Here is a 25,234-nt window from a genome sequence, read left to right as displayed (position 1 = left end):
TCGCTACCGGGGCGCGAGGAGCAGGGTGACCGCCAAGAGGACCGGAAGCGAGGCGAGGGTGGTCAGGAAGATCGTGTCGCGCGCGATGATCTCGCCGACGCGGTAGCGCTGGGCGTAGTTGAACACGTTCTGGGCCGTGGGGAGAGCCGCGAGCACCGTCACGACATACAGCTGCTGCGGGTCGAGGTGGAACAGGAATGCGCCGGCCGCCCACGCGACGAGCGGCATGGCCAGTGTGCTCAGTGCTGACGCGAGGATGACGTCGCGACGCCGGCCCCGCATGGTGAGCACGCGCTGCCCGACCAACGACATCCCGTACCCGATCAGCATGATGGGCACGGCGGCACGGCCGATGCTCGCGATCGGCTCGGTGATGATGGTCGGCAGCGGAATCCGGAACGCCGCGACCGCGACGCCGAGCACGCTGCCGATCAGCAGCGGGTTGCGCAACGTGGACACGATGACCCGACCGATCGAGCGGTCGCCGGTTCCGTCCGCGTCCAGGAGCACGAGCGCGACCGGCATGAACACCAAGAGCTGGACGAGGGTCACCGGGGCGGCGTACGCGCCATCGCCGAGAAGATATGTCGCCAACGGAATACCCACGTTGCCGGCATTCACGTACCCGGACGCGAGCGAGCCGATCACGCTCTCGCCGAGGCGGCGTCGCCAGACCAACCGCGCGACGAGCGCGAAGACCACGAACATCGTGCCGGCCGCGAGGGCGGACACCGGCAGGAGCGTGGAGAACAGGGTGGTCACGTCCGCCGTGGACAGGATGGTGAACAACAGGCAGGGGGAGAGCACGGAGAAAACCAACCGCGCGAGCACTTGGCGAGCGGCGGGCCCGAGGATGTCAATGCGAGCGACCACGTACCCGACGACGATCGCGACGATCACGACCGCGAAGCCGGTCAGCGCGCCGATCACGACGCGGGCATCCGCGACATCAGCGCTTCCGGTACAGCTGCTGGGTCTGGTACTCGGGTTCGCTGGTGACGTTGACACCCAGGCTGCGGAAGATGCCCTCATCGACGGACCCCAGGATGACGGAGGCATGGGCGTCGCAACCGTGCAGGCGGGGCAGTTGTTCGAGCGCCGCGCGGGCGTCCTCGTCGGTGTTCGCGCCGACGGCCAGCGCGATGAGGACCTCATCGGTGTGCAGCCGGGGGTTCCGACTGCCGAGGTGCTCGGTCTTCAGCGTCTGGATCGGCCCGATGGTGTCGGCGGAGAGAAGCGAAACGGCGTCATCGATGCCGGCGAGCGCCTTGAGGGCGTTCAGCAGCACGGCCGAGCTCGCGCCCAGCAGCGCCGTGGTCCGTCCCGTCACGATCGTGCCGTCGGGCAGTTCGAGCGCCGCCGCCGGAGCCTTCGAGGCGCGCGCCAGCTCGCGGGCCGGCACGACGACCGGGCGGTCCTCCTGCGTCACACCGAGGCGAGCCATGAGCAACGCGATGCGGTCCGAGGCGACCGGGTCCAGGCTCTCCCGGCGCTCCTCGACGGCGGCCTTGAACCAGCGACGGATGACCTCCTGCGCGCTGGCTTCCCGGCAGGCGTCGTCATCGCTGATGCAGTAACCGGCCATGTTCACGCCCATGTCGGTGGGGGAGCGGTACGGCGAGGTGGTCGCGATCTCCTCGAAGAGCCGGTTCAGGACCGGGAACACCTCAACGTCGCGGTTGTAGTTGATCGCCTGCTCGCCGTAGGCGGCGAGGTGGAACGGGTCGATCATGTTGACGTCGTCGAGGTCGGCGGTGGCGGCCTCGTACGCGATGTTGACCGGGTGATCCAGCGGGAGGTTCCAGATCGGGAAGGTCTCGTACTTCGCGTAGCCGGACGTGATGCCGCGGGTGTGGTCCTGGTAGAGCTGGGACAGGCAGGTCGCCATCTTGCCGCTGCCCGGACCGGGACCGGTCACCACGACGACATCGCGCGTGGTCTCGATGAAGTCGTTGCGACCGAACCCGTTGGAGCTGAGGATCGTCCGCACATCATTCGGGTAACCCGCGATGTGATGGTGGCGGTAGACCTTCAGCCCGAGCCGTTCGAGCTTGCGCTTGAACTTCGGTGCGGCGCGGTCGGTGTCGCTGACCTGCGTGATCACGACACTTCCGACGTGCAGGCCTTTCGCCCGGAACTCGTCCACGAGCCTGAGTACATCGGCCTCGTAGCTGATGCCGAGGTCCGCGCGCACCTTGCTGGAGGCGAGGTCCTTCGCGCTGACCGCGATCACGATCTCGACCTCGTCGGCGATGGTCATCAGCATCTCGATCTTGTTGTCCGGGGTGAACCCCGGCAGCACGCGCGAGGCGTGGAAATCGTCGAACAGCTTGCCGCCGAACTCGATGTAGAGCTTCCCGCCGAACTGGCGCCGTCGAGCCTCGATGTGCTCCGACTGCATCGCCAGGTACTTGTCGCGGTCGAATCCGATCCTGCTGGTCACGCTGTGGGGTTTCCTCTCGCCGCAACGATCCTACCGGCGGCCGACGTTTGGGATCACCGGCCGTCCGTGCCCCCGATGACCTCGACGAGGTGACGGATCGTCGCGTCGTCCACGTCTGACGCGAGCGCGACGTAATGGTCTTGGACCGCGGGGCGGTAGCGCACCGCCATCGTCTGACCCTCACGCAGGCGCGTCAGGTGGGTGATCGTGAGCGTCTCGTCGGCGATGCCGCGGAAGGCGAAGCCCTCGGCCGTGCGGACGTCGAAGACGAGGACGACGCGGGGACTGCCGTCCGAACTGACCTCATGCCAGCGCAGCAGATCGCCGAGTGCGAGGGTCCCACCACGCAGTTCGGCGGTGCGACGGCGGGCCGCGCCGCTGAGCAGCGGGTTCGGCGCGATACCGGGAAAGTTCGGGCCTACGCCGAGGCCGTCTCGGGACAGTTCGGGACGCATCGCCCCGACGATGTCGTTCATGCGTGCGCCGAGGAACTGGCCGCCTGAGCCGCGCACCTCAGACGCGAGCCGCAGCCGGACGACGACGCAGAATGAGCGGGATCAGCACGGCCATCACGGCGGTCAGCGCCGCGACCCCCAGCATGGCGATCCGCAGGTCGGCGGTGCCGGCGAGCAGCCCGACATAGGGCGGGCCGGCGAGGAATCCGGTGTAGGCGACGACCGTGAGGAGGGAGGTCGCCCGTCCTCGCGCGCCCTCATCGACCGCACGCGAGAGCATTCCGAGCAGCGTGGGGAACAGCACCGCGGTTCCGGCCGCCGCGACCGCGAGCGAGATCAGAGCGACCGGAATGGCCGGTGCCAGCGCGACACCGGCGGTACCGATCGTGGCGGCGAGCGCACCCCCGAGCAGCAGCGTCCGGGCGTGCCGCGGAGGAACCCTGCTCACCGCGAACCGCGTGACGGCGACGACGGCCGCGAACACGGCCGGACCGAACGAGCTGAGGCCGAGCGTGACGGAGAGTTCGTCCTCCAGGAACACCGCGCTCCAGCTCTGGTGCGCGTTCTCGCTGGCGAACGCGAGCGCGCCGAGCAGGCCGAGCCCGATCAGCAGCGCGGGAGCGATCGTCCGGGTGGCGGGTTCGGCCGCGGTGCCCGCTGGTGCCGGCGAGCCGACCCCGCGCGTGGCGCGCACGACGGCGGTCGCGGCGGCGATGGCCGCCAGCACCACGAGAATCGCCGGCAGCAGGCGGGGGAGCGGGAGGGCGTTGAGTGCGCCGGTGGTGAGCGTCGCAACCACGACCAGGGCCGAGAACGTGGCGTGCGCGGGCGTGATGACGGGGCGGCCGGCACGGACTTCCGCCCGTCCGGCGAGCGAGTTCAGCGCAACGTCGGCCGCGCCGCTGGTCGCGCCCACCAACGCCATGCCGACGCAGAGCGCGATCAATCCGAAGCCCGCGGTCGTGGCGACGGCGAGACCGGCGGCTGCGAGGGCGACGAGGAGTGGGCCGGTCAGCCAGAGCCCGAACCGATCCAGCAGGCGTCCGACCAGCAGCATCGCCGGCAGCGCGCCGGCCCCCACGAACAGCAGCGCCACCCCGAGCTGCAGATCAGTGACTCCGGAGAGTTCGCGGAGGCGGGGGATCGAGGCACCCCAGACGCCCCAGAATGCGCCGAAGGCGGCGAATCCCCAGAACGGGGCGCGCGTGAAGGAGGAGGTCAGTGACACTTGTGTAACGCTACACAACTAGACTGAGAACGTGCCCGGCTCGGAGGAACGCGTGACCCTGGATGATGTGGCGCGCGCAGCCGGGGTCTCCCGCATGACAGCTTCCTACACCTTCAGCCGGCCGGATCGGGTGGCGGCCCGAACCCGCGAGAAGGTGCTCGCTGCTGCGGACCGTCTCGGCTTCCGTGGACCGGATCCGAGCGGTCGACTGCTGCGGACCGGGGGACTGCGTTCGCTCGGGCTCGTCCTGGGGGAGAGTCTCGAGTACGTCTTCGAGGATCCGGAGGCTGCCCGATTCGTGGGCGGCATGGCGCGCGAGTGCTCGGCCGCGGGTTACGGCCTGACGATCATTCCGACGACGGGGGAGGAGCCCGATCGCGCCCACATCGCGACCGCGGCGGTTGATGCTTTCGTGATCTGGACCACCACACCGGATGACCCGGTGCTCGACGCCGTGCGAGAAACGCGGCGTCCGGCGGTCGTGCACGGTGGCCCGGCCGTTCCAGGGTTCGCGCTCGTCGGCATCGACGACCGCGCGGCGGCTCGCGAGCTCGCCCTGGCCGTGTGGTCGGACGCCAAGGCACCGGCAGTCATCTCCTTTCCGGTGAATCGGGACCGCGCCGCCGGGGTGGTCACCGGACTCGACCCGACGCACGTCAGCTTCCCGGTGACGCGTCACCGCCTTGCCGGGTTCCATGAAGCGGCGGACCTCCTCGGCCTTGACTGGGACACGATTCCGGTCGCCGTCTGCACCCACAACGACTCCGAGGGTGCGGCGGATGCCGCCGAGGCCATCCGGGCGGCCCGTCCGGATGTCGACGGCCTCGTGGCGATGAGTGACCGCCAGGCCCTCGCGGCACAGGACGTTCTCGGCCCCTCCGTACCCCTCGGCGGATTCGATGGTTCCGAGCTCGCACGGGAGCGGGGGATCACGAGCGTCCGGCAGTCGTTGCCGGAGCAGGGCGCCCACGCTGCACGCATCGCGCTCGGCATCGAGACGGGTGCCGCGACGTCAACAGAGCGGTGGACTCTCATTCGGGCGTGATGCTCGCGGGTCGCCTCGGAGGTTCTGACGGTTGACCCCCGGCACATATGTGCGCATACTTATGCACATGGTCAGTCGAAACGTGTACGTGTCGGCCGACGATGTCGAACTCTTCGACCGCGCCGCATCGCTCGGGGGCGGGTTGTCGTCCGCTGTGGCAGCAGGCCTCCGACTCTTCGTGGCCGAGCGGGAACGTGAGGACCTGATGGGTGAGATGAAGACCGTCGAAGTCGAGGTTCAGACCGACGCCGTCGCCACGGTGAAGAGCTTCGTCGGGCGACGGTTGCTGAGGTACGAACACGGCGAGGGCCTGCGCCGAACGTCTTATCGCGTGTACGCGACGGCGAAGGGTCAGCTGGCGGTTTACCGCCGCGACGATCCCGACTGGCGCGCGCTGACGTCAGCGGACGAGAACAACCCAATCCGGGAGGACCCTTCGACCTGGAGCGCGCAGTGGTGGGCGTCGGGCGAGAAGACCCTGTCCGTGTTTGCGGACACCGACGCGATGCGCGCCATCCTGCCGGACGAACTCATCGCCGCCGTCGAGGCAGCGCTACGAGCTCCCGAGGTCGAGGCTCTCGACATCTGACCGCCGGAATGCGCCAGCTCGCGAACCCAGCACTTGCACGTAACGCGCCCCGATAACCCGTCGGCTCCTCCGCTCGAGTTTCATCCGATAATGCACATTATGTCAGTTCAACCGGATGCAGCCAGCGAGTCGTGTTCGCCAAGGCGCTGACCACGCTTCCCTGTCTCGATCAGTTCTGTCGGTGATACAGGTACACGAGGCTGCCTCGCCCTTCGTCCTCCGTGCGATCACTGACGAAGCCTGCTCGCGTGAGAGCCTGCAGGGGCGCTGCATTCGTCGGGCGAACCGTCGCCCAAATACGAGTCCATCCCGCCCGATGAGCTTCCGCAACGACGGCGGCTGCCGCCCGGGTCCCGTAGCCCTTTCCCTGATCGACGGCTCGAATCTCAAAGCCGATCTCAGGCTCCACGCCCGTGCGACCGATGAACAGGCCCGCGTTGCCGATCAGGGTTCCGTCATCGTCCCGCACCCCGTACCACGTGACTCCGTACTCCCGGCGGCGCTCGTCCCGTCGTCGGAGCCACTGCCGCGTGTCGGCGATGCTGGACTTCGGGCCTTCACCGATCGTGTGCGTCGCCGGGTCCGAGAAGATCAGGTGCAGTTCGGGCGCATCGCTCACGTCCAGAGCCCGGAGCGACAGCTCCCCCGCCGCCAGTTCATCAGCCATGATCCTCGGGGCACCTGTCGCAGGCGGAGCCGCCGGATCCGCTGGCATGATGTCGGGGTTGGCTCGACTCATCATTGCGCGTCCGTCGTCGGGAAGGTTGGGCACGCGGTCGCGTGCTGCGCCGCCAGTGGGCCCCACTCCCCTGCCTCAGCAGGTCGGATGGCGTCATCGACGTAGCCGGTGACGTCTTCGAATCCCACCTGAGGGGCACCCTCCGTCCACCAGAGTCGGAGCGCGTGCAGCCAGTAGGTCGCGAGCGGATCGTCTCCGGCGTCTCGGGACTCGATTGCCGTCGCCGTGGCGGCACAGCTCCACCGCCAGGCTGCGGAGTGGGTCGCGGAGCCCGGGGTGTAGAGAGTGCCGCCGTTAGCGACCGGCACGTCGTCCGGAAACGGGTGCTCTTCGGGCACCGGAAGGGGCCACGCGGCGGTCACCCGCGACCACTCCCCCTGAATCGCCGGGTAGTACACCGAATCGGTTCCGGAATCGGACGCGGCCGTGTCCTCACCCACTCGCGCGAGAAGCGCGGAGAAGTCCACCGGTGCGTAAGTCGGCGGATCCAGCGGCTGTGCGAACGCCGCGGTGCTCGGTTCCCCCGATGGCGGAGTCGGCGAGGGGGTATCCGGCATCGGCGTACATCCAGTCACGACGGCGATGGTCGCGAAGAGCACGGCCAACGTGCGGGCATTCTGCACCGACCGCGCTGTCATGCCCCGATCGTATCGGCGCCCACATCATGCGCGATCGTGGACGCCGTGCGCACAGAAGCGCCGCAGGTCGGCCCGTCGCGCGCCGCGCCCGGCAGTGAAGCGATAGGCGGGCCTCGGTTCCGACGGCAGCCGGCACCGGGCGGGACGCCCTCTGGATTCCGCGATGCCCCGACCGCGTACACAGACTCGTCGGCCACTCCTCGAAAGGTCGGACGACGATGCCGATCACCGCGCCGTCGCTGGCACTTGCCGTGCGGAGGACAGGGAGCATGCGAATCCCGTAGCGCCTGGTGCGGGATTCGCCTGGCTCTCCGCCCCACCGCCCGGGGTGCGAGACTCGGCCTATGGCGCAGGCGCACGGGCCGGACGACTTCCTCGGTACGACCGTGGACGGTTGGACGATCCGACGCGCACGGACGACGGAACTCGATACCGTGCGGGGGATCCTGGACGATGCGGCGGCGTGGCTCCGTGGGCGTGAGGTCCGCCAGTGGCCCGACCACTTCAACGCGGAGTCCCTCTCCCCTGCCATCGAGGCCGACGAGACCTGGCTGGCGTTCCACGCGGGCCGAGCTTTGGCCACGGTCACGGTCGACGACGCCGATCCGGCCTGGTCCGATCGGCCGGGCTCCGCCCTTTACCTGCACCGCCTCGCCGTGCGCACGCACGGACTCGGTCTCGGCCGCCGCCTGATCGATTGGGCGTTCGGACGCGCCCGCGCGGAGGGCCGCGAGGCGCTGCGCCTGGACTGTGTGGCGTCCAACGACGCCCTGTGCGCCTACTACGAGCGCTTCGGATTCGCGGAATGCGGCACAGTGCTGGTCGGCGGCTCACCCGGGCAACGAAAGACCGGGACGGTCCAGACCGCGGTTCGGCGTTTCGAGTACCGCCTGGGGGCCTGATCACCGCACGGTGTCGTCGATCAGGGCGAGGTCCGGCGGCCCTGCGGTCCGCCCCCTTTCCCGCTCCGACCTGGGCTGATAACTTCTGGCCCCATGGACATGATGCGCAACGATGAGGTGGCGGCGGCCGGTCTGGCTGACTGGCGCATGCTCGCCCAGGGGCTGCACGCGCGGTTTCTGACGGCGGACTTCCGCGCCGGCGCGGACTTCGCGTCCGCCATCGCCGACGCGGTCGAGACTCACGGGCACTCCCCCAGACTCACCGTCGGCGATCACTGGGTGGATCTTGAAGTCGTCTCCCCCGACGCTGTCTATCGCACGGAAGACGGCACGGAGTACGTGGTCGAATGGGTGACCCAGCAGGACGTCGACCTGGCCCGGATCATCTCGACGATCGCCCGGGACCGGCAGTTGGTGGCGGAGCCGGCGTCGGTGTCCGAGGTCGAGATCGGTCTCGACACCGCCGACGCCTCCGCCATCTCGCCGATGTGGGCGGCACTGCTCACCGGAGACGCAGCCGCACGAGGTCGCGGAACCCCCGGCGACGAGATCCGTGACGCCACCGTGCGCGTACCGAACCTGTGGTTCGACGACGAGTCGGAGATCTCGGCGCAGCGGTTCCACGTCGAGGTGTACGTGGCGCCGGAGGTGGTGGCCCAGCGCATCGCGGACGCCGTCGCCGGGGGCGGCACGATCGTCGACGACAGCGAATCACCACGACTGACGGTGCTCGCGGATGCGGAGGGCAATCGCGGCGTGATCTGCGCCATCGGCGCCTCGACGGACGCAGAGTGAGCGGCGGGACGAACGGATCGGCGCTTGCGTCCCGTCAGGAACCGAGGAACCGCAACAGGTCGTCCACCTGTGCACCGAGCAACGGGAAGACCATGCCGAGCACCAGGACGGCCACGATCGCGTAGAGCACGATCCGTTGCCGTCGGATCACCGCGTCGGCGAGGGCGATGACTGCGCTGAACGCCATCACCGTGTAGCCCGCCACCGTTCCGAACACCATCCGCACGTATTCCTCGTCCGTGGGCGTTCCGTGCGGCAGGGTGATCAGCGCGATCGCGAGCGGAATCACCACGAGACCCAGCAGGAGCAGGAAGCCGCGCCGGATCCGGAGACCGCCTCGCCGCGTCGTCGCGTCCGGCTGCGCCGCCGCCGTCAGTTGCGTCATGGCGTCATTCTAGGGTGTGGTGGCCCCGTAGATTCAAGGCATGCGGGGATGGTGGAGCGACGACGAGTGGATGCGGCGGCAGCGGCGCGCGGGCTGCGGCATGTGCGCGGATGCCCACCTTCCCGAGAATGAGCACAGTCTCCTGGTCGCCACGACGGCCACTGTCCACGTCCGGTTGGTGCGAAATCAGGCGCACGCGGGCTATTGCGTCGTCATCCTCCGCGATCACATGACCGATCTCGCGGACCTCGACGCGCGGACGCTCACCGCGTTCTGGGCCGACGTCCAACGGACCGGACGCACCATCGCCGCACAGTTCGCGCCGAGGAAGATCGATTACCTGGTGATGGGCCACCGCATGCCGCACCTGCACTGCCACCTCCTCCCCCAGCACTCCACCGATGATCCGCTGCGCAACGTCGACATCGCCGACGGGCCGCTGTTCCCCTCCCCTGCGGACCTCGCCGACACGCTCGCGGGTGTGCAGCATGCCTGGCGAGCGCAGGCCGAGGTATGACGCTCCCCACTCCGCGCTGGCCTTCCCGGCCGGCCGCTGGTAGACAAAGGTGACGACAAGGGGGCACGGGGTGGCGGCAGAGATGGAGCGGTCGGACCCGCTGACGGACTTCGGTGACCTGCTGCGCCCGGACGACGGCCCGGATGCGGGCGGCACGCCGTCCGCGCCGCGCCGCGGTGCCCGCATCGCGTGGATCGTCGCCGGTTCTCTGGTCCTGCTGCTCGTCCTCGGTGCCGGCGGGTATGTCGCCTGGTGCCTGACGGCGCCCGTCGTCAAGCCGACGACCACCGTCGCCACCCCGCCGGCACTGGCGGCGGACCCGGTCACGGTGCTCGCGCCGACGGACGGAATCTACGCGCTGGAGATCGAAGGCGCCGACGCGTACTGGGGCGGCCCGGCCGTCTGGAACGCCGGCTTGGATGAGCGGCGTCCGATCGCGAGCATCAGCAAGCTCATCACGGCGATGGTCGTGCTCGACGCCCATCCGCTGTCCGGTCCGTCGGACTCCGGCCCGACCATCACGTTCTCCAAAGCGGACGCGGATCTGTACGACAAGTACTACCTTCTCGGCGCCACCATCATGGAGATGCCGGAAGGCAGCTCGCTGACCGAGCGCGACGTCCTCGCGGCCCTGCTGCTCCCGTCAGCGAGCAACTACGCCGAAGCGTTCGCCAACTGGGCGTTCGGCTCGCAGAGCGGATTCCGGAGCGCGACGGCCGACTGGCTCAGCGCTCACGGGCTGTCCTCCACGACCATCGTGGAGCCGACCGGCATCAACGCGGAGAACACCAGCACGCCGCGCGACATGATGACGCTGGCGCGCCTCGCGGCCGCCGACGAGACCATCGCGTCGATCGCCGGGTCCCAGACCGTCGTCCTCTCCACCGGCCTCAGTGTGTCCAACACCAACGACATGCTCGGAGTCGACGGCATCACCGGCCTCAAGACCGGCAATCTCGGCCTGGGGACCTACAACCTGCTGTACACGGCGGCGTTCGAGGTGACCCCCGGCACCCCCGTCACCGCGATCGGCGTAACCCTCGGCGGTGCCACACGGACGTCCCTGGACGCGGCCGTGCAACGCTTCTTGGAGAGCATCCAGAGCGGGTTCCAGACGGTTCCGCTGTCATCCGCAGGCCGCAACGTGGGCCATGTCACCACGCCCTGGGGTTCCGAGGCGGACCTCGTCATCCGCGACGAGAGTTCGATTCTCGTCTGGTCGGACACACCGATCACGGTCGAAATGAACACCAGTCCCCCGACGGAATTCCGCGACGGCGAAGTCGTCGGTTCCATCACCTGGACGGCGGGGCCGAACACGGTGAGCTCCGACGTCGTCGTGCGGGGCGATATCCGTCCGCCGGACGCGGCCTGGCGTCTGACCCACCCCGACCAGCTCGGCTGAGTGCGCTCGGCGGGGGCAGCTCAACCCATTCCGGGCGGGCCCCAGACGCTGCCTTCCGGTGCGGTGCAGTCGGCCCAGTCCGGGACCGCACCGATCTCGGCACGGAGGAGCACGCCGTCGTCGTGCGGCAGCACGGTGTACACGATTCCGTCCATGGAGTCCCGCCCCGGCGAGTAGGTCACGCTCGCGGCGCTGTACTCCACACCGTTCTCGGGCGGGAGGCCACCCCACGTGACGAGGCCGTCCGGCGTGTGCTCCTGCAACCATGTCACCGTCTCGCGCATGTCGACCCCCGAGAGCGACCAGAACGCCACCGCGGACGCGGTCGGCTGGCACGGCCACCCGGTGTAGCTGCCGAAGGCGACGGCCGGCGCCGCCTCCAAGCGCACCGCGCCGGGCGGTGCCGGTGCGGTCGCGAGCCACGTGTCCACCTGCTGCTGCGCCGGTTCATCCGCAGCGAGGACGTTCGTGATCGCCTCGGACGTCGTGGGTTCCTCCGCTGACGCCGTCGGGGCTGCCGCGGCCTGCATCGCAGACGCCGTCACCGTCGGTTCGGGGGCAGCCGCGAGAGCGGTCGGCGTGGCACAACCCGCGAGCAGGCTGACGGCACCGACGACGAGGGCGATCGGCAGAACGGGCAGTCTCATAGCTGCACCATAGCGTGACGTCCTCCTCCGATTCGCGCCCACACGCGGTCATCCGTAGCGTGGTGGCATGCGGATCACCGTGGGGGCACTCCTGTTCGACATCGATGGCACGCTTGTGGATTCCACCCCCGCCGTGGAGCGGACGTGGCGCGTGTTCTGCGACGAGTACGGTGTCGACTTCGACACCCTCGTGGCGGTCTCACACGGACGGCGAGCGGAGGACACCATCGCCGACTTCCTTCCGCCGGCGCAGCGCACGGAGGCGTTGGCCTTCCTGGACGCGGCCGAGCTGGCCGACCTGGACGGAGTCATCCCCCTCCCCGGGACCGTCCGACTCCTGGACCTCCTGCCGGCGCAGCGCTGGGCTGCCGTCACGTCCGGCAATCGCGAGCTCATGACCGCACGACTCGGCGCCGCGGGGCTCCCGGTGCCGCCCGTGATGGTGACCGCCGACGATGTGACCGTGGGAAAGCCGGACCCGCAGGGCTATCTCCGTGCCGCCGCGCTCCTCGGCGTCGACCCGGCGGCGTGCCTCGTCATCGAAGACGCCCCGGCCGGGATCCGCGCGGGGCTGACCGCGGGTGCCCGCGTTCTCGGCGTCGCGACCTCCCATGACGCGGAGGCGCTCGAGGACGCGACCTGGACGGTGTCGGACCTGTCCGGTGTGGATGTCGACGTGACGCCGGACGGGGTGGCGCTGTCCTGGTGAGTGCCATCGCGGGCGCGTAGCCTGCCGGAATGGCAGAGCGCGACTCCCCGCTGATCCACCACACCGTCCTCTACGCATCGGACTACGAGGCCTCCGAGCGCATCTTCTCAGCCGCCTTGACGGTGCTCGACATCGTCCCCGGCTTCCGCACGGACACCGGCGTGGAGTACTGGCGCCGGGACGTGGACACGCCCTCCTTCTGCGTGGAGCGCGCCACTTCACCGGACAAGGCCACCCGACGCGTCCACCTCGCGTTCACGGCACCGGACCGCGCCGCCGTCGACGCGTTCCACGCCGCAGCCGTCGCCGCGGGCGCGGAGTCCCGGCATGCGCCTCGCCTCTGGCCCGAATACCGGGCGTACTGCGCGTTCTTCCGCGATCCGGACGGGAACAACATCGAGGCGGTCTGCAAGGAACCCGGAACCACCTGATCAAACCGGTCCGGAACGATCAGGCGACGGAGCGGGCGAGTCGGAATGCTGGAGAGCACCAGGAGGAGGCCAACGTGATCGCAGCTCTGAACCGGCTCGTGGAGCTCATCGAGTCCCGGCCCGACGCCCCCGACGTGACCCACCTCGCCCGTGAACTCGGCACCACCGAGTACCACCTGCGGCGCATGTTCTCCTCGCTCGCCGGGATGCCGCTGTCGGACTACGTCCGTCGGCGGCGGATGACCCTGGCTGCGGCCGAGGTGATCCGTGGCGAGGGCGATCTGCTGACCATCGCCGTCCGGTATGGCTATGGCTCGACCGAGGCGTTCGGGCGCGCGTTCCGCGCGGTGCACGGCATCGTTCCGGCCGCAGCGCGCGAAAACGGCGGCCCCCTCCGCACACAACCGCAGCTCAGGTTCCGCCTGAGCGTCGAAGGGACCACCCCCATGCACACGCGCATCACCGATCGACCCGGCTTCCGCTTGGTCGGACACTCCGCCCGCGTCGCCCTCGTCCACCGCGGCGCCAACCCGCAGATCCAGGACCTGATCGCCCGGATTCCGCCCGAGGCGCACGCGCACCTGAAGGCGCTGTCGTCGACCGAGCCGCACGGCCTGCTGCAGGTGAGTGCCGACGTCGACCCGGACTACCGGGAGGGCTCCGGCCTCACCTACCTGCACGGCGTGGCGATCGCGGCCGACACCGCCGTACCGGCCGAGCTGGACCACATCGACGTCGAACCTGGAACCTGGGCGGTGTTCCGCACCGCGGGCGCCTACCCGGGCGCGCTGCAGGACACGTGGGCGGCGACGGCGACCGACTGGTTTCCGTCCAACCCCTGGCGGCTGCGTCCCGGACCCTCGATCGTGGCGGTCCTGGAGCGGGCTGCCGACTTCAGCACCGCGACGACGGAGCTGTGGCTACCCGTGGAGCCGAGCGCGGGCTGAGCGGCGTCAGAGACCGCCGAGGGGCAGCGCCAGGGAGCGCTCGCCGGACTCGTCGAACCAGACGAACTCGGCATCGTCCACGTCAGCGACGGCCGGGGTCGCCAGCGTCGCACGCAGGGGGGCGGTGAGCTGCTCCCACTCGTCGGCCGGAATGCCGTCGCCGTAGGCGATGGACGCGTGGAAGGTCCACTCCTCCACCGGCACCACGGCACTGTCGGTGAGCTGGGCGGCCTTGACCGCTCCGCGCGCGGCCGACATCGCCTGGCGCAGCGCCGGCGCGCTCTGGATCTGCAGGTGCAGCACCCGGAAAGGGTCCGGGAACGTCTCCACAGCCGTACCGACCACGCGCAACGGCGCCGTGCGAGCGGCCCAGAACCGGGCGCGCGTCTCCAGATCGATGAGCCGGTTCCCCGCCGCCAAGTTCGCGATCGTGACGTGGCACCCGGGGTACCGAGCGCGGTCTCCGATGGCCGCGCGGGCCGCGGCCTGAGCTTCGGTGAAGGCCGCCAGGAAGGCTCCACCGGGCCGAAGCACGAGCGCCTGCGCGCTGCGCAGGTCCTGCTGCCAAGCCCTGTCGGCGACGATCGGTTCCCGGGTCATGAGCGCCTCCCCTGTCTGTTCGTCCGAGCATTCCACGCCCGATGGCGACGTTGTGGCACCCACACGCCGACGCGCCGACGCGGTTCGGAAACACTCGCGCCGACGCGGGAGGCTCAGGACGGGTACCGTTGACGGGTGAGCGACACCGAAACCCCCACGCCCGAGACCGAACCCGACACCGAGACGGGACCCACATTCGCGGATCTCGGGATCGACGGGCCGGTGCTGGCCGCCATCCGTGACCTCGGCTACGAGCGTCCGTCCCAGATCCAGGCCGCGACGATTCCGGAGCTCCTCGAGGGCCACGACGTCGTCGGTATGGCCCAGACCGGAACCGGCAAGACCGCCGCGTTCGCACTTCCCGTGCTGCAGCGTCTGGACACGTCCGCCAAGACCCCGCAGGCCCTCGTCCTCGCGCCGACCCGTGAGCTCGCGCTCCAGGTCTCCGAGGCCTTCGAGTCCTACGCCGCCCGGATGAAGCACGTGCACGTGCTTCCCGTCTACGGCGGCCAGGGGTACGGCGTGCAGTTGTCCGCCCTCCGCCGCGGCGTGCAGATCGTGGTCGGCACCCCGGGTCGGATCATGGACCACTTGGACAAGGGCACTCTCGACCTGTCCGACCTCAAGTACCTCGTCCTGGACGAGGCGGACGAGATGCTCAAGATGGGCTTCGCCGAGGACGTCGAGACGATCCTCGCCGAGACGCCGGACACGAAGCAGGTCGCCCTGTTCTCCGCCACGATGCCGCCGCAGATCCGTCGTATCGCGCAGAAGCACCTGCACGAGCCGCGTGAGATCACCGTTGCGGCCAAGACCACGACGAACGCGAACATCACGCAGCGGTACCTCGTCACCTCCTGGCAGCGGAAGGTCGACGTCCTCACCCGCATCCTCGAGGTCGAGAACTTCGAGGCGATGATCATCTTCGTCCGGACCAAGAACGAGACCGAGCAGCTGGCCGAGAAGCTCCGCGCCCGCGGTTATGCGGCGGCCGCCATCAGCGGCGATGTCGCCCAGGCGCAGCGCGAGAAGACCGTCAACCAGCTCAAGGCCGGCAAGCTCGACATCCTCGTCGCCACGGATGTCGCCGCCCGCGGCCTGGACGTCGAGCGGATCAGCCACGTCGTCAACTACGACATTCCGACCGACACCGAGTCGTACGTGCACCGCATCGGTCGCACCGGCCGCGCGGGACGTTCCGGCGACGCGATCAGCTTCGTCACGCCGCGCGAGCGCTACCTGCTCGCCCACATCGAGCGGGCGACGCGACAGGCGCCGACCGAGATGCAGCTGCCCGCCACGGAGGACATCAACTCCACGCGGCTGGCGCGCTTCGACGATTCGATCACCGCCGCCCTGTCGGAGACCTCTCGCGTCGAGCGGTTCCGCGACATCATCGATCACTACGTGCGCCACCACAACGTTCCCGAGGTGGACGTGGCGGCCGCGCTCGCGATCGTCGCGCAGGGCGAGACCCCGCTGCTGCTCGACGAGAACGAGGACCGTCAGTTCCAGGAGGAACTGTCTCGTCTGGACCGCGGCAAGCGCAAGACCCGCGATGCCGCTTCGGGCGACGGCGAGCGCAAGCCGCGTCGTGAGCGCAGCTCGGCCGGACTCGCCCCGTACCGCATCGAGGTCGGTCGCCGTCACCGCGTCGAGCCGCGGCAGATCGTCGGCGCGCTCGCGAACGAGGGCGGACTGCGTCGGGACGACTTCGGCGCGATCGCGATCAAACCTGACTTCTCCATCGTCGAGCTGCCGGCGAATCTGTCCCAGGACGTCCTGGACCGCCTGCACGACACCCGCATCTCCGGACGACTGATCGAGATCAAGCCGGACCGCGGCGTGCCGAACCGGCGCAACCGCGACCAGGACGACTCTCGTCCGCGGCGCGATGACGGATACCGTCGCGATGATCGGCCCCGTCACGACGACGGCTACCGTCGCGACGACCGTCCGCGCCGTGACGACGGACCGGCGCGCAAGCCTCGGCACCGCCGCGACGACCGCGACTGACCTCACTCGCTGTGAGCGCGCGCCTGCACCCCGCCCTGTCGCGTGCGGCGGCCGTGGTGTTCGACCTCGACGACACCCTCGTCGACCAGCGCTCGGCTGCCCGCACCGCCGTGATCGCGTGGGCGGCCGAGCACGGCGACCGCGGCGCGAACGTCTCGGCGCGCTGGGCTGCGGTGTCCGAGCGGCACTACCGCCGATGGCAGGCGCGCGAGGTCACGTTCGCGGAGCAGCGGCGGGGGCGGGGGGGGGGTTTCCTCGGCGTCGACGTCGACGATGCCGAGGCTGATCGCATCTTCGACGGCTACCTGATCCGCTACGAAGCGGGCTGGCGGGCGGTCCCCCATGCGGCGGGAACCCGGGCTGCGCGGAAGTGTATAAGGGGGCGGACCGGTGGGCCGCCGGGCCCGGCGCCCCGCGGCCCTACGGGTCGGGGGGGCGGGCCGGGGGTGCCCGGGCGGCACTACCGCCGATGGCAGGCGCGCGAGGTCACGTTCGCGGAGCAGCGGCGGGGTCGGGTGCGGGATTTCCTCGGCGTCGACGTCGACGATGCCGAGGCTGATCGCATCTTCGACGGCTACCTGATCCGCTACGAAGCGGGCTGGCGGGCGTTCCCCGATGCGGCGGAAACCCTGCGGGTGCTCTCCGAGGCGGGATTGCACGTCGCCCTGCTGACGAACGGTGACGCCGATCAGCAGCACCGCAAGCTCCGGCGGACCGGCTTGGAGGCGGGCTTCGACGCCGTGGTCTGCTCATCGGATCTGGAGCGCGGCAAACCGCATCCGATGGCGTTCCGGGCCGTGCTGGACCGGCTGGGCGTCGCCGCGTCCGCCGCCGTGATGGTCGGCGACAGCGTTGCGAACGACATCGCCGGAGCGGACGCTGTGGGCATGACGACCATCCTGTTCGACCCGGACGATGCCGTCGCCGAACACCCGGGGTATCGGATCCGTCGCCTGACGGACCTCGTGCTCGCCGACGATGACGAAGACGACGGATCGGAAGGCGTATGACGCGTGCCGTGGTGATCCAGGCGCAGGGTGACGATCCGGCGCTGGTGCTGTCCGCGTGGCAGCATGCGAAGAACCTGCTCGTCGTCGTCGGCGACGACGTTCCAGTGGAGATCGTCGTGCAGGGTGCGGCGGTCAGCGGTCTCACCCGCGGCGCGCCGGCCGCCGTGACACTCGCGGCACGGCGGGACGACATGCCCGGCGTGCGTGTCCTGGTGTGTCGGAATGCGATGCGCGCCAACGACGTCGACGAGGACGACCTCGCGGAGGGTTTCGTCCCCGTCCCCGCGGGCATCGCTCACCTCGTCCAGCGCCAGTGGGAGGGCTGGGCCTACGTCCGCTCCTCGTGACGGCGCGGGGTTCTTCTCACAGCTTCCGCCCAGGAAGGCCGAGTTCACGCGATAATCGTCGTCATGCCGAAGATCTCCGCACCGACGGTCGCCGAGCACCGCGAGGCGCAGCACGCCGCGCTGCTGCAGGCGGCGGAGGAGATCCTGCTCACCGGAGGCGTCGAAGCCGTATCGCCGGCGGCGGTGACCAAACAGGCCGGACTGGCGCGGTCCACGTTCTACGAGTACTTCCCGTCCAAGGACGATCTCCTCGTGGCGCTGGCCCGCGAAGCCTTCGAACAGTGGGCGGACGAGCTGGAACGAGACGTCTCCGCGGTGGCGTCCGGCCCGGATCGACTCCGCGCCTACGTGCGCACCACCCTGCGTCTGACCGCCGACGGACGCCACGGCCTCGCCACGACGCTGCGCGGGGTGCGCCTGTCCCCCAAATCCCACGACGACATCGCCGCGCTGCACGCGGCGCTGGATGATCCTCTGCAGGACCTGCTGGCGGACCTGGTCGACGATCCGCGCGCCCACGCGCCGCTGGTGCACGGCCTCCTCGGTGCGGCGATGGCGCAGGTCACCGCTGGGGCGGATCCGGTCGCCACCGCTGATCGCGCAGCGCACCTGCTGCTGTCCGGCTTCGGGAATAGGGATTCCGACACACTGTCGCTAAACTGAGGACATGGACGCTCTCGAAGTCATCAAGAACGTCGTCCTCGCACTTCACATCATCGGTGTGGCCAGCCTCCTCGGCGGCATGCTCACGCAGATGAAGGCCATGAAGACCGGCACCACGAAGATCGTTCCGGCGATCTTCCACGGCGCGTGGACGATGCTCGCCACCGGAATCATCCTCGTCGGCATGGACTACCCGCTGGGCCACCCGCCGAACAACATCAAGATCAGCGTGAAGCTGCTCCTGCTGATCGTCATCTTCGTCATCTCCTTCATGAACAAGAAGAAGGACAAGTTGGCATCGTGGGTCCTGCCCACCCTGATGGTGCTCACGATCGCGAACATCGTGATCGCCACCACCTGGCACTGACGGACACCGCGAAGCCCCGGCCGCGTGCCGGGGCTTCGCCGTTCCCGGGCGCGGATCACCCTCAGCGGGGATGCCGGTGAAGCGCCGCTTACTCCCCCGGTTCGATGGTGACCCAGTCACCGAACTTCGGCTTGCGGCCATCACCGGAGGAGGTTCGCGTCACCCGACGCTTGACCCACGGCACCACGTGCGCGCGGTAGTACGCCAGGCCGTCCAGCCGGTCCGAGCTGTCGTTCTCCGGCAACGACCACCATCCCTCCGGCACGCTCTCCCCCAGCGCCTCCAGCACGCGCGCCGCCACACGGTGATGGCCGCGAGCGTTCATGTGCAGACGGTCCTGCGCCCAGTAGCCCGGTCGGGCGAGTTCCCGATCCGGCCAGTTCAGGGCACGCACGACGTCCGGTCGGTCCTCGACACGGCGGAGCACGGCGTCGGAGAGCTCGTCCCCGCGGCGCTGGATGAGCTTCGCCAACGGAAGTCCGGCGGACGGATTTGCGCCGGAGAGCAGCAGCAGCGTCACGCCCTCCTCATCGCACCGCCGCAGAACGCGGGAGAACGCGTCCGCGATGTGCTCGATCTCCGTGCGGGGACGGAGCATGTCGTTGCCGCCGCCGTTGAAGGACAGGTGCGTCGGTTTCAGCGCGAGCGCGGGCTCCAGCTGCTCCGCGACGACCGGCCAGGCGAGCTTTCCTCGGATCGCGAGGTTCGCGTACTGGATCGGCGTGCCCAGGGAACGGGCCCAGCCCAGGGCGGTGAGGTCCGCCCACCCCCGGGTTCGGCCGTCCTCGAGTTCATCACCGACGCCCTCGGTGAAGGAATCGCCGATCGCCACAAAACGCACATCCGTCACCGGACAACCCTACGCCCGCGTCGCGGTCACCGATCATCGAGGGCGCGTCCACGCTGCTCCACCAGCCCCCAGGTCGCGGCGGCGGCGATCGCGAAGAACGCCGCGAAGACGATGAACAGCAGCGTCGTCCCACCCCAGCCCAGCAGAATCGGCACCAGGAGCGGCGCGATGATCGAGGCGATGCGCCCGACGCCGGCGGCCCATCCGGATCCGGTGCCGCGCAGCGAGGTCGGATACGTCTCCGGGGACACCGCGTACAGCGCGCCCCACGCACCGAGGTTGAAGAAGGACAGCAGCATGCCCGTCACGATGATCGCGGCCGGCCCGGACGCCGTCCCGAACAGCACGGCGGCGACGCCGGAACCGACGAGGAACACCGACAGCGTGATGCGCCGGCCCCACACCTCGATCAGCCAGGCGGACACCGCGTACCCCGGCAGCTGCGCGAGGGTGATCAGCAGCGTGAACCCGAACGACTTCGCCAGCGGGTAGCCCTGCGCGACCAGCAGCGTCGGGATCCAGATGAAGGCGCCGTAGTAGGAGAAGTTCACGCAGAACCAGACCGTCCACAGGGCCGCTGTCCGTCCGGCGAATTCCCGCGACCAGAGGGCCGCCAGACGCTCGCGCACGGTGAGCGCCGCGGCGGGCTCGTCGGGTGCGGCAGCCGTGGCGACCGGGAGGTCCGTGTCCCGCACGCCGGCCGACTCCTCCATCGTGGCGACGATGCGCTCCGCCTCGGCATCACGACCGCGCGAAGCCAACCACCGCGGGGACTCCGGAAGCCCCCACCGCACGATCAGGGCGTAGACGGCCGGGATCGCACCGATCGCGAACGCCCAGCGCCATCCGTCGGGGCTCGCCGGAATGACGAGGAATCCGATCAGTGCGGCGGCCGTCCAACCGACCGCCCAAAAGGCTTCCAGAAGGACGATGAGCCGACCGCGGATGCGTGCGGGCGCGAACTCGCTGACGTAGGTGGACGCGACGGGCAGTTCCGAGCCGAGACCGAGTCCGACGAGGAATCGCAGCACGAGCAGCGCGGCCAGTCCCCCGACGAGCGCACTGGCGCCGGTCGCGATGCCGTAGATGAGCAGCGTCAGCGCGAACACCTGGCGTCGACCGAAGCGGTCCGCGAGGAGCCCGCCGAGCGTGGCGCCCACAGCCATGCCGACGAAGCCGATCGACGTGATCAGTCCCGCCTGCCCGGTGGTGAGGTGCCACTGCACTCCGAGCGCGGCGATGATGAACGAGATCAGTCCGACATCCATCGCGTCCAGCGCCCAGCCGAGACCGGAGCCGGTGAGGATGCGTGCGTGCGCCCGCGTGAACGGGAGCCGATCCAGGCGCTGCGAAAGGGACACCTGCGGAGGGGCTGAGGTCATTCGATCAGCGTATCGACGCGGGGGCCCATCGCGAGACATGAGTCCGCACGTGTCGTCCGGTTGCGCCGATCCGGGTGCCGCACTGGCGGTGGCCCGATACCGAACTCCGCGCTCTGTCGCGTGATCCTGACGTCGCATTCACGGTTCAACAGGCCCGATCACCCGGTTTCTCGGTATCCGTGCGGACGGGTGCGCGCCGGCGGGGTGATCCTGCCTGCACGCGGGACTCCGCCCGAGCGCCGCACCGGTCCCGGCCGCCGCAGCCCTGCGCGAAAGGAGTCATCATGTCTGTTCGCACGATCGCCCTCCTGGTTCTGCTCGCGGGTGCTGCATCCCTCGCCGGCTGCGGGGGTGCGCCCACCGCCGATGGCACAGCTGCCGAAGGCACCGCCGACGTCAAGACCGAAGGTTCGGCTGCCGGCGCTCGTGACGGTCGAGTACGTCACCGCAACGGGCGAGACCACCCAATCCACGTATCCGGTCACGCCCGAACCGGCACTGGACACCACGAGCACGCTCTACACGGGCGGCACGGCGAACGGGAACCTCGTGCTGGTGGCCCCCGCAGACACCGCGGCCGACGGCGTCCTCGCGATCCGGCCGGGGATGTTCGATGATCGAGTCTTCGTCGCGGTGACCGGGTGAGCGCGACGCAGGGACGGCATTGACGGCGCCGCACTCGAGCACTATGTATGACCTGTGGGGAGCGGACCGGGGAGCGGACTGACACCGCGCGTCGCCGGCATCGGGCTGATGGTGCTGAGCGTCGTCGGCGGAATCGCCGCGGGCGTCGTGATGCCGGACCCGCGCTGGTCGCTGATCGCCGCGATCGTCCTCACCGGCGCCACGATCGGGATGGCCATCGGCCTGCTGTGGTCCCGTCGGCGGTCGTGGGCGGAGGATTTCTGGCCGCCGCGGATTCCGACGCGGACGAAGGGCGAGCGCATGATGCGGAACATGCGTGTGCTCGCGTACCTGTTGGTGCTCGTCGCTCCCGTCCTCCTCGGCCTTGCGGCGTGGTCCCTGCGCGAGGCGCGGGGCGAGTGGTCGACGTCCGTCCTCATCGTCCTGGTGGCGGTGGCCTACGCGGGTGGCGGCATCGGGATGCTCCGGGACGTTCGCCGTGCGCAGCAGGGAATGACGCCGCGGCCCGAGGACAGCAGACACCCGGAGGACACCCGCGCGACCGCCGCCGACGGGTGGCGTCCCCTCGGCCCGCGAGCCGCCCGCAGCGACGCCGCGGCGGCCATGCCGCTCTGGACCGTCCTCGCCCTGTTGGCTGTGCAGCTGCCGACCTTCCTGCCGAAGACCGGCGGGCCGCTACCGGCACCGCTCTTCCTGGGGCTGCTGGTCTTCGCGGCGGTGATCTTCATCGTCCTCCGGCTGCGGGCCCCACAGGTCGAGGTCCATGTCGAACGACGACGGGTGCGTGTGCGGGGACGCGAGGTCGGTTGGGATCAGGTGACGACCGCACTGCTGCGCTCGGCCCCGCCGTGGGAGGGCGTTCCGCGAACGCTGGTGCTCGTACTGGGCGATGACGATCGGCTGCGAGCTCCGGTGGTCCTGCGCGATCATGAGGCCCTCTCGCTGTCGGAGGCCGAGACCCGAATCCTCACGGACGTCATCGACGCCTCGGCCATCGCGATCCCGCGGGCGAAGGAGGATCCTCGTGGGAAGTTCTCGGCCCAGCTCTTTCCGACGAACCTCGAGAAGGACACGGCGCGCGCGATGGTGCTGCACCCGCCGACGATGCACGATCCCGTCCCGACTCCCACCTAGAGCTCACTGAGCCGGTACGGCTGCGCACCACGGTCGCGGCGCGCACTACGATCAGCCCAACCGTTCGGCGGAAGGCGGGAGCGACGATGATGTCGAGGCGTTCGTGGTCCTGCGCCGGGGTGTTGGTCGTGGCGGGTCTCCTGGCCGGATGCACGGCGGAGCCTCCGGCGGCGACGCCGTCGAGTGGTCAATTCGGCGCCCTCGGGGCGGATCGCTGCGATCCGCCGTCGCCGAGTTCGGGTGAGGAGGTCCGGGGAACTCCGGCTCATGAGGGTGACTCCGCATACGGAGAGTTCCAGGGCACCTCACCCACAGCCCTCAGAGCCGACGAGAACGAGGTGAAACTCGTCGTCCGCGTCACCGGATCGGGCGATCTCGATCCTCGCCTCGTTGATCCCAAAGGCGTCGAGCGACAACTCGCCTGGGGTCCTGTGCCCCACACCGAAAGCACCTACGGCCGGCCAGGTGACGAGTGGGGCCTGGGCCTTCCGCTGAATCAGCCGGGGTGCTGGGCCCTCGCGCTGCATCGCGGAGACAGCCTCGTCGCGACGCTCTGGTTCACCGTGAGCTGATCGCGCCGCCGGCGTCCGCGCAGCGGTGCTGCCGGACGGTGATCAGAAAGGTCGGTGAGGCGGACCGTGAATCAGGTCCGCCCCACGGAGCGCGCCTCAGCGCGGCAGCAGGGCGCTGCGAAGGGTGTCCAGACCGACGCCACCGAGGTCCAGCGCGCGCTTGTGGAACGCCTTGATCGAGAAGTTCGTGCCCTCCGCCGCGGCGACGGCATCGCGGGTCTGCTCCCAGATGCGCTGACCGACCTTGTAGGACGGCGCCTGGCCCGGCCAGCCGAGGTAGCGGTTCGTCTCGAACTTGCGGAACTCGTCCGGCATGTTCACGTTCTCGCGCATCTTCTCCAGCGCGTAGTCCGCATCCCAGACACCCTCGCCGTCCAGGCGGGGCTTGCCGAGGTGCACGCCGATGTCGAGCACGACGCGGACGGCACGGAGGCGCTGCCCGTCCAGCATGCCGAGACGGTCGGCGGGGTCCGCCAGATACCCGAGCTGCTCCATCAGGCGCTCGGCGTACAGCGCCCAGCCCTCAGCGTGCCCGGACGTGCCGGCCAGCAGCCGACGCCACGAGTTCAGCTCGGCCCGGTTGTACACGCTCTGCGCGATCTGCAGGTGGTGGCCCGGAACGCCCTCGTGGTAGACCGTGGTGAGTTCACGCCAGGTGTCGAACGTCTCCACGCCCTCCGGAACCGACCACCACATGCGGCCCGGACGGGAGAAGTCGTCGGTCGGACCGGTGTAGTAGATGCCGCCTTCCTGCGTCGGGGCGATCATGCACTCCAGCGCGCGGATCTCCTCCGGAATGTCGAAGTGGCTCTTTCCCAGCTCCACGATGGCGTGGTCGGACGTGCGCTGCATCCACTCGCGCAACTCGTCCGTGCCGTGCAGCGTGTGCGCGCCCTGCTCATCGAGATAGGCGACGGCCTGCTCGACGGTGGACCCGGGAAGGATCTCCTCGGCGATCGCCGCCTGCTCCGCGGCCATCCGCGCGAGCTCCTCCTTGCCCCACTCGTACGTCTCGTCCAGATCGATCGTGGCGCCCAGGAAGCGTCGCGAGAGCAGCTGGTAGAGGTCGCGTCCGACAGCGTCCTGCTCGGTGCCGGCGGGCAGCAGCTCGGCCTTCATGAAGTCGCTGAGTTCGCGGTAGGCCACGCGCGCGGCGTTGGCGTTGTCGTGCAGCTCACGCGCCAGGGAGGCCGGCAGCCCGCCCTCGGCCGGGGCCGCTTCGGCGGCGAACGTGGCGAAGAAGCCGTTGTCCGCCTTGATGCGGTCGATCTGACCGAGCACTTCGACGATCTGGCGGCGTGCGGGGGTCACGCCACGATCGATGCCTTCGCGCAACGTCTGGACATAGCCGGACAGAGCGCCGGACACGTTGCCCAGACGCTCCGCGATCACGCCCCAGTCCGCCACGGTGTCGGTCGGCATGAGGTCGAAGGCCTCGCGGACGCTCTGCGTCGGCGAAGCGATCACGTTGACGTCGCGCAGGTGCCAGCCGGCCTCGTGGAGCTCGAGGTCGAGGTCGAGCTCGGCGAGCAGGTCCGTCTTCGTGACGCGGTCAACGTCGTCGACCGGCTCGAGGGCTGCCAGGGAGGCGCGCGTGCGGCGGGTCTCCTCCAGCGCCGCCTCGGTGCCGGCGGGGCTGAAGTCGTCGAGCCGGCCGTTGTACTCAGCACGACCGATGTAGGTCGCGGTCATCGGGGAGCGCTTGGCGACGGAGTCCACCCAAGTCTCCGCGACAGCGTCGATCTCGGTGGGGGTACGGGATTCAGTCATCCC

The 25,234-nt window shown here is 69.7% G+C and carries 29 protein-coding genes; 17 read left to right on the top strand and 12 right to left on the bottom strand.

Annotated elements, in window-relative coordinates; translation table 11 throughout:
• Positions 1-3 precede the first annotated feature (3 nt).
• Genes BN1193_RS05265 through BN1193_RS05250 form a run of 4 tightly spaced genes read right to left on the bottom strand, consistent with a single transcriptional unit; the run spans position 4 to position 4,126 of the window.
• Positions 4-930 carry an AEC family transporter gene (locus BN1193_RS05265; protein ID WP_040164450.1) on the bottom strand — a complete coding sequence of 309 codons (927 nt, stop codon included), beginning with the start codon at positions 928-930 and terminating at the stop codon, positions 4-6.
• A 19-nt stretch (positions 931-949) separates the two neighbouring features.
• Complete coding sequence (locus tag BN1193_RS05260; RefSeq protein ID WP_040164449.1) at positions 950-2,443, bottom strand: DUF1846 domain-containing protein; 1,494 nt, start codon at positions 2,441-2,443, stop codon at positions 950-952.
• Between the two features lie 53 nt (positions 2,444-2,496).
• Positions 2,497-2,919 (bottom strand): hypothetical protein, encoded by a 423-nt coding sequence (locus tag BN1193_RS05255; RefSeq protein WP_040164747.1) that lies wholly within the window; start codon positions 2,917-2,919, stop codon positions 2,497-2,499.
• A 37-nt stretch (positions 2,920-2,956) separates the two neighbouring features.
• Positions 2,957-4,126, bottom strand: a complete 1,170-nt coding sequence (locus tag BN1193_RS05250) for an MFS transporter (RefSeq protein ID WP_052460447.1) — start codon at positions 4,124-4,126, stop codon at positions 2,957-2,959.
• A 31-nt stretch (positions 4,127-4,157) separates the two neighbouring features.
• Between BN1193_RS05250 and BN1193_RS05245 the strand changes: the two genes are divergently transcribed.
• Both BN1193_RS05245 and BN1193_RS05240 read left to right on the top strand, forming a co-directional pair.
• Positions 4,158-5,171, top strand: a complete 1,014-nt coding sequence (locus BN1193_RS05245) for a LacI family DNA-binding transcriptional regulator (RefSeq protein ID WP_052460446.1) — start codon at positions 4,158-4,160, stop codon at positions 5,169-5,171.
• A 67-nt stretch (positions 5,172-5,238) separates the two neighbouring features.
• Complete coding sequence (locus BN1193_RS05240; protein ID WP_052460482.1) at positions 5,239-5,760, top strand: EXLDI protein; 522 nt, start codon at positions 5,239-5,241, stop codon at positions 5,758-5,760.
• A 169-nt stretch (positions 5,761-5,929) separates the two neighbouring features.
• Here the strand turns inward: BN1193_RS05240 and BN1193_RS05235 are convergent, their stop codons facing one another.
• The gene (locus BN1193_RS05235; protein WP_052460445.1) at positions 5,930-6,427 is read right to left on the bottom strand and encodes a GNAT family N-acetyltransferase; all 498 of its coding nucleotides are present in this window, start codon (positions 6,425-6,427) and stop codon (positions 5,930-5,932) included.
• A 71-nt stretch (positions 6,428-6,498) separates the two neighbouring features.
• Positions 6,499-7,137, bottom strand: coding sequence for a hypothetical protein (locus BN1193_RS05230; protein WP_040164447.1), 639 nt, complete (start codon positions 7,135-7,137; stop codon positions 6,499-6,501).
• Positions 7,138-7,481: 344 nt separating this feature from the next.
• Between BN1193_RS05230 and BN1193_RS05225 the strand changes: the two genes are divergently transcribed.
• Positions 7,482-8,039 (top strand): GNAT family N-acetyltransferase, encoded by a 558-nt coding sequence (locus tag BN1193_RS05225; protein WP_052460444.1) that lies wholly within the window; start codon positions 7,482-7,484, stop codon positions 8,037-8,039.
• A gap of 93 nt (positions 8,040-8,132) precedes the next feature.
• Entirely contained in the window at positions 8,133-8,834 is a 702-nt protein-coding gene (locus BN1193_RS05220; protein ID WP_040164446.1) for a VOC family protein, read from the top strand.
• A 34-nt stretch (positions 8,835-8,868) separates the two neighbouring features.
• Here BN1193_RS05220 and BN1193_RS05215 read toward each other — a convergent pair whose 3' ends face one another.
• Complete coding sequence (locus BN1193_RS05215) at positions 8,869-9,219, bottom strand: hypothetical protein (protein ID WP_040164445.1); 351 nt, start codon at positions 9,217-9,219, stop codon at positions 8,869-8,871.
• A gap of 40 nt (positions 9,220-9,259) precedes the next feature.
• On the opposite strand from BN1193_RS05215, the gene BN1193_RS05210 reads away from it, so the two are divergent.
• Positions 9,260-9,736, top strand: coding sequence for an HIT family protein (locus BN1193_RS05210; protein WP_094770280.1), 477 nt, complete (start codon positions 9,260-9,262; stop codon positions 9,734-9,736).
• Positions 9,737-9,806: 70 nt separating this feature from the next.
• A complete protein-coding gene (locus BN1193_RS05205) occupies positions 9,807-11,141 on the top strand; it encodes a D-alanyl-D-alanine carboxypeptidase family protein (protein ID WP_230206411.1) in 1,335 nt (444 codons plus the stop codon).
• A 20-nt stretch (positions 11,142-11,161) separates the two neighbouring features.
• Here BN1193_RS05205 and BN1193_RS05200 read toward each other — a convergent pair whose 3' ends face one another.
• Positions 11,162-11,788 (bottom strand): hypothetical protein, encoded by a 627-nt coding sequence (locus BN1193_RS05200; RefSeq protein ID WP_040164443.1) that lies wholly within the window; start codon positions 11,786-11,788, stop codon positions 11,162-11,164.
• Between the two features lie 67 nt (positions 11,789-11,855).
• Here BN1193_RS05200 and BN1193_RS05195 point away from each other — a divergent pair, with 67 nt between their 5' ends.
• From BN1193_RS05195 to BN1193_RS05185, 3 genes are all read left to right on the top strand, one after another.
• Positions 11,856-12,497, top strand: a complete 642-nt coding sequence (locus BN1193_RS05195) for an HAD family hydrolase (protein ID WP_040164442.1) — start codon at positions 11,856-11,858, stop codon at positions 12,495-12,497.
• 29 nt (positions 12,498-12,526) lie between these two features.
• Positions 12,527-12,928, top strand: coding sequence for a VOC family protein (locus tag BN1193_RS05190; protein WP_040164441.1), 402 nt, complete (start codon positions 12,527-12,529; stop codon positions 12,926-12,928).
• A 74-nt stretch (positions 12,929-13,002) separates the two neighbouring features.
• Entirely contained in the window at positions 13,003-13,875 is an 873-nt protein-coding gene (locus tag BN1193_RS05185) for an AraC family transcriptional regulator (RefSeq protein ID WP_040164440.1), read from the top strand.
• Positions 13,876-13,881: 6 nt separating this feature from the next.
• Here BN1193_RS05185 and BN1193_RS05180 read toward each other — a convergent pair whose 3' ends face one another.
• A complete protein-coding gene (locus BN1193_RS05180; RefSeq protein ID WP_040164439.1) occupies positions 13,882-14,475 on the bottom strand; it encodes a 2'-5' RNA ligase family protein in 594 nt (197 codons plus the stop codon).
• A gap of 135 nt (positions 14,476-14,610) precedes the next feature.
• Between BN1193_RS05180 and BN1193_RS05175 the strand changes: the two genes are divergently transcribed.
• From BN1193_RS05175 to BN1193_RS05155, 5 genes are all read left to right on the top strand, one after another.
• Complete coding sequence (locus tag BN1193_RS05175; protein ID WP_040164438.1) at positions 14,611-16,491, top strand: DEAD/DEAH box helicase; 1,881 nt, start codon at positions 14,611-14,613, stop codon at positions 16,489-16,491.
• Between the two features lie 11 nt (positions 16,492-16,502).
• The gene (locus BN1193_RS05170; RefSeq protein ID WP_052460442.1) at positions 16,503-17,501 is read left to right on the top strand and encodes an HAD family hydrolase; all 999 of its coding nucleotides are present in this window, start codon (positions 16,503-16,505) and stop codon (positions 17,499-17,501) included.
• A complete protein-coding gene (locus tag BN1193_RS05165) occupies positions 17,498-17,848 on the top strand; it encodes a DsrE family protein (protein WP_052460441.1) in 351 nt (116 codons plus the stop codon). Before BN1193_RS05170 ends, BN1193_RS05165 begins: the two co-directional genes overlap by 4 nt.
• A 63-nt stretch (positions 17,849-17,911) precedes the next feature.
• Positions 17,912-18,511: a TetR/AcrR family transcriptional regulator gene (locus tag BN1193_RS05160; RefSeq protein WP_052460440.1), complete on the top strand. Its 600-nt coding sequence runs from the start codon at positions 17,912-17,914 to the stop codon at positions 18,509-18,511.
• 4 nt (positions 18,512-18,515) lie between these two features.
• Positions 18,516-18,878: a hypothetical protein gene (locus tag BN1193_RS05155; protein ID WP_040164437.1), complete on the top strand. Its 363-nt coding sequence runs from the start codon at positions 18,516-18,518 to the stop codon at positions 18,876-18,878.
• 88 nt (positions 18,879-18,966) lie between these two features.
• On the opposite strand, the gene BN1193_RS05150 is transcribed toward BN1193_RS05155, so the two are convergent.
• Both BN1193_RS05150 and BN1193_RS05145 read right to left on the bottom strand, forming a co-directional pair.
• On the bottom strand, positions 18,967-19,728 hold the full coding sequence (locus tag BN1193_RS05150; RefSeq protein ID WP_195907804.1) for an SGNH/GDSL hydrolase family protein: 762 nt from the start codon (positions 19,726-19,728) through the stop codon (positions 18,967-18,969).
• A 26-nt stretch (positions 19,729-19,754) separates the two neighbouring features.
• The gene (locus BN1193_RS05145; protein WP_040164436.1) at positions 19,755-21,110 is read right to left on the bottom strand and encodes an MFS transporter; all 1,356 of its coding nucleotides are present in this window, start codon (positions 21,108-21,110) and stop codon (positions 19,755-19,757) included.
• Positions 21,111-21,476: 366 nt separating this feature from the next.
• Between BN1193_RS05145 and BN1193_RS05140 the strand changes: the two genes are divergently transcribed.
• From BN1193_RS05140 to BN1193_RS17850, 3 genes are all read left to right on the top strand, one after another.
• Complete coding sequence (locus tag BN1193_RS05140; protein ID WP_141396626.1) at positions 21,477-21,755, top strand: hypothetical protein; 279 nt, start codon at positions 21,477-21,479, stop codon at positions 21,753-21,755.
• Positions 21,756-21,809: 54 nt separating this feature from the next.
• Positions 21,810-22,889 carry a hypothetical protein gene (locus BN1193_RS05135; protein ID WP_040164434.1) on the top strand — a complete coding sequence of 360 codons (1,080 nt, stop codon included), beginning with the start codon at positions 21,810-21,812 and terminating at the stop codon, positions 22,887-22,889.
• A 338-nt stretch (positions 22,890-23,227) separates the two neighbouring features.
• Complete coding sequence (locus BN1193_RS17850; RefSeq protein ID WP_141396625.1) at positions 23,228-23,461, top strand: hypothetical protein; 234 nt, start codon at positions 23,228-23,230, stop codon at positions 23,459-23,461.
• A 96-nt stretch (positions 23,462-23,557) separates the two neighbouring features.
• Here the strand turns inward: BN1193_RS17850 and BN1193_RS05125 are convergent, their stop codons facing one another.
• Complete coding sequence (locus tag BN1193_RS05125; protein WP_040164432.1) at positions 23,558-25,231, bottom strand: DUF885 domain-containing protein; 1,674 nt, start codon at positions 25,229-25,231, stop codon at positions 23,558-23,560.
• Positions 25,232-25,234: the final 3 nt, after the last annotated feature.

Source organism: Microbacterium gorillae (genome assembly GCF_000826185.2).
Taxonomy (GTDB): domain Bacteria; phylum Actinomycetota; class Actinomycetes; order Actinomycetales; family Microbacteriaceae; genus Microbacterium; species Microbacterium gorillae.
Note: the sequence above shows the minus strand (reverse complement) of the source record. Positions and strands in the feature narration are given on the sequence as shown.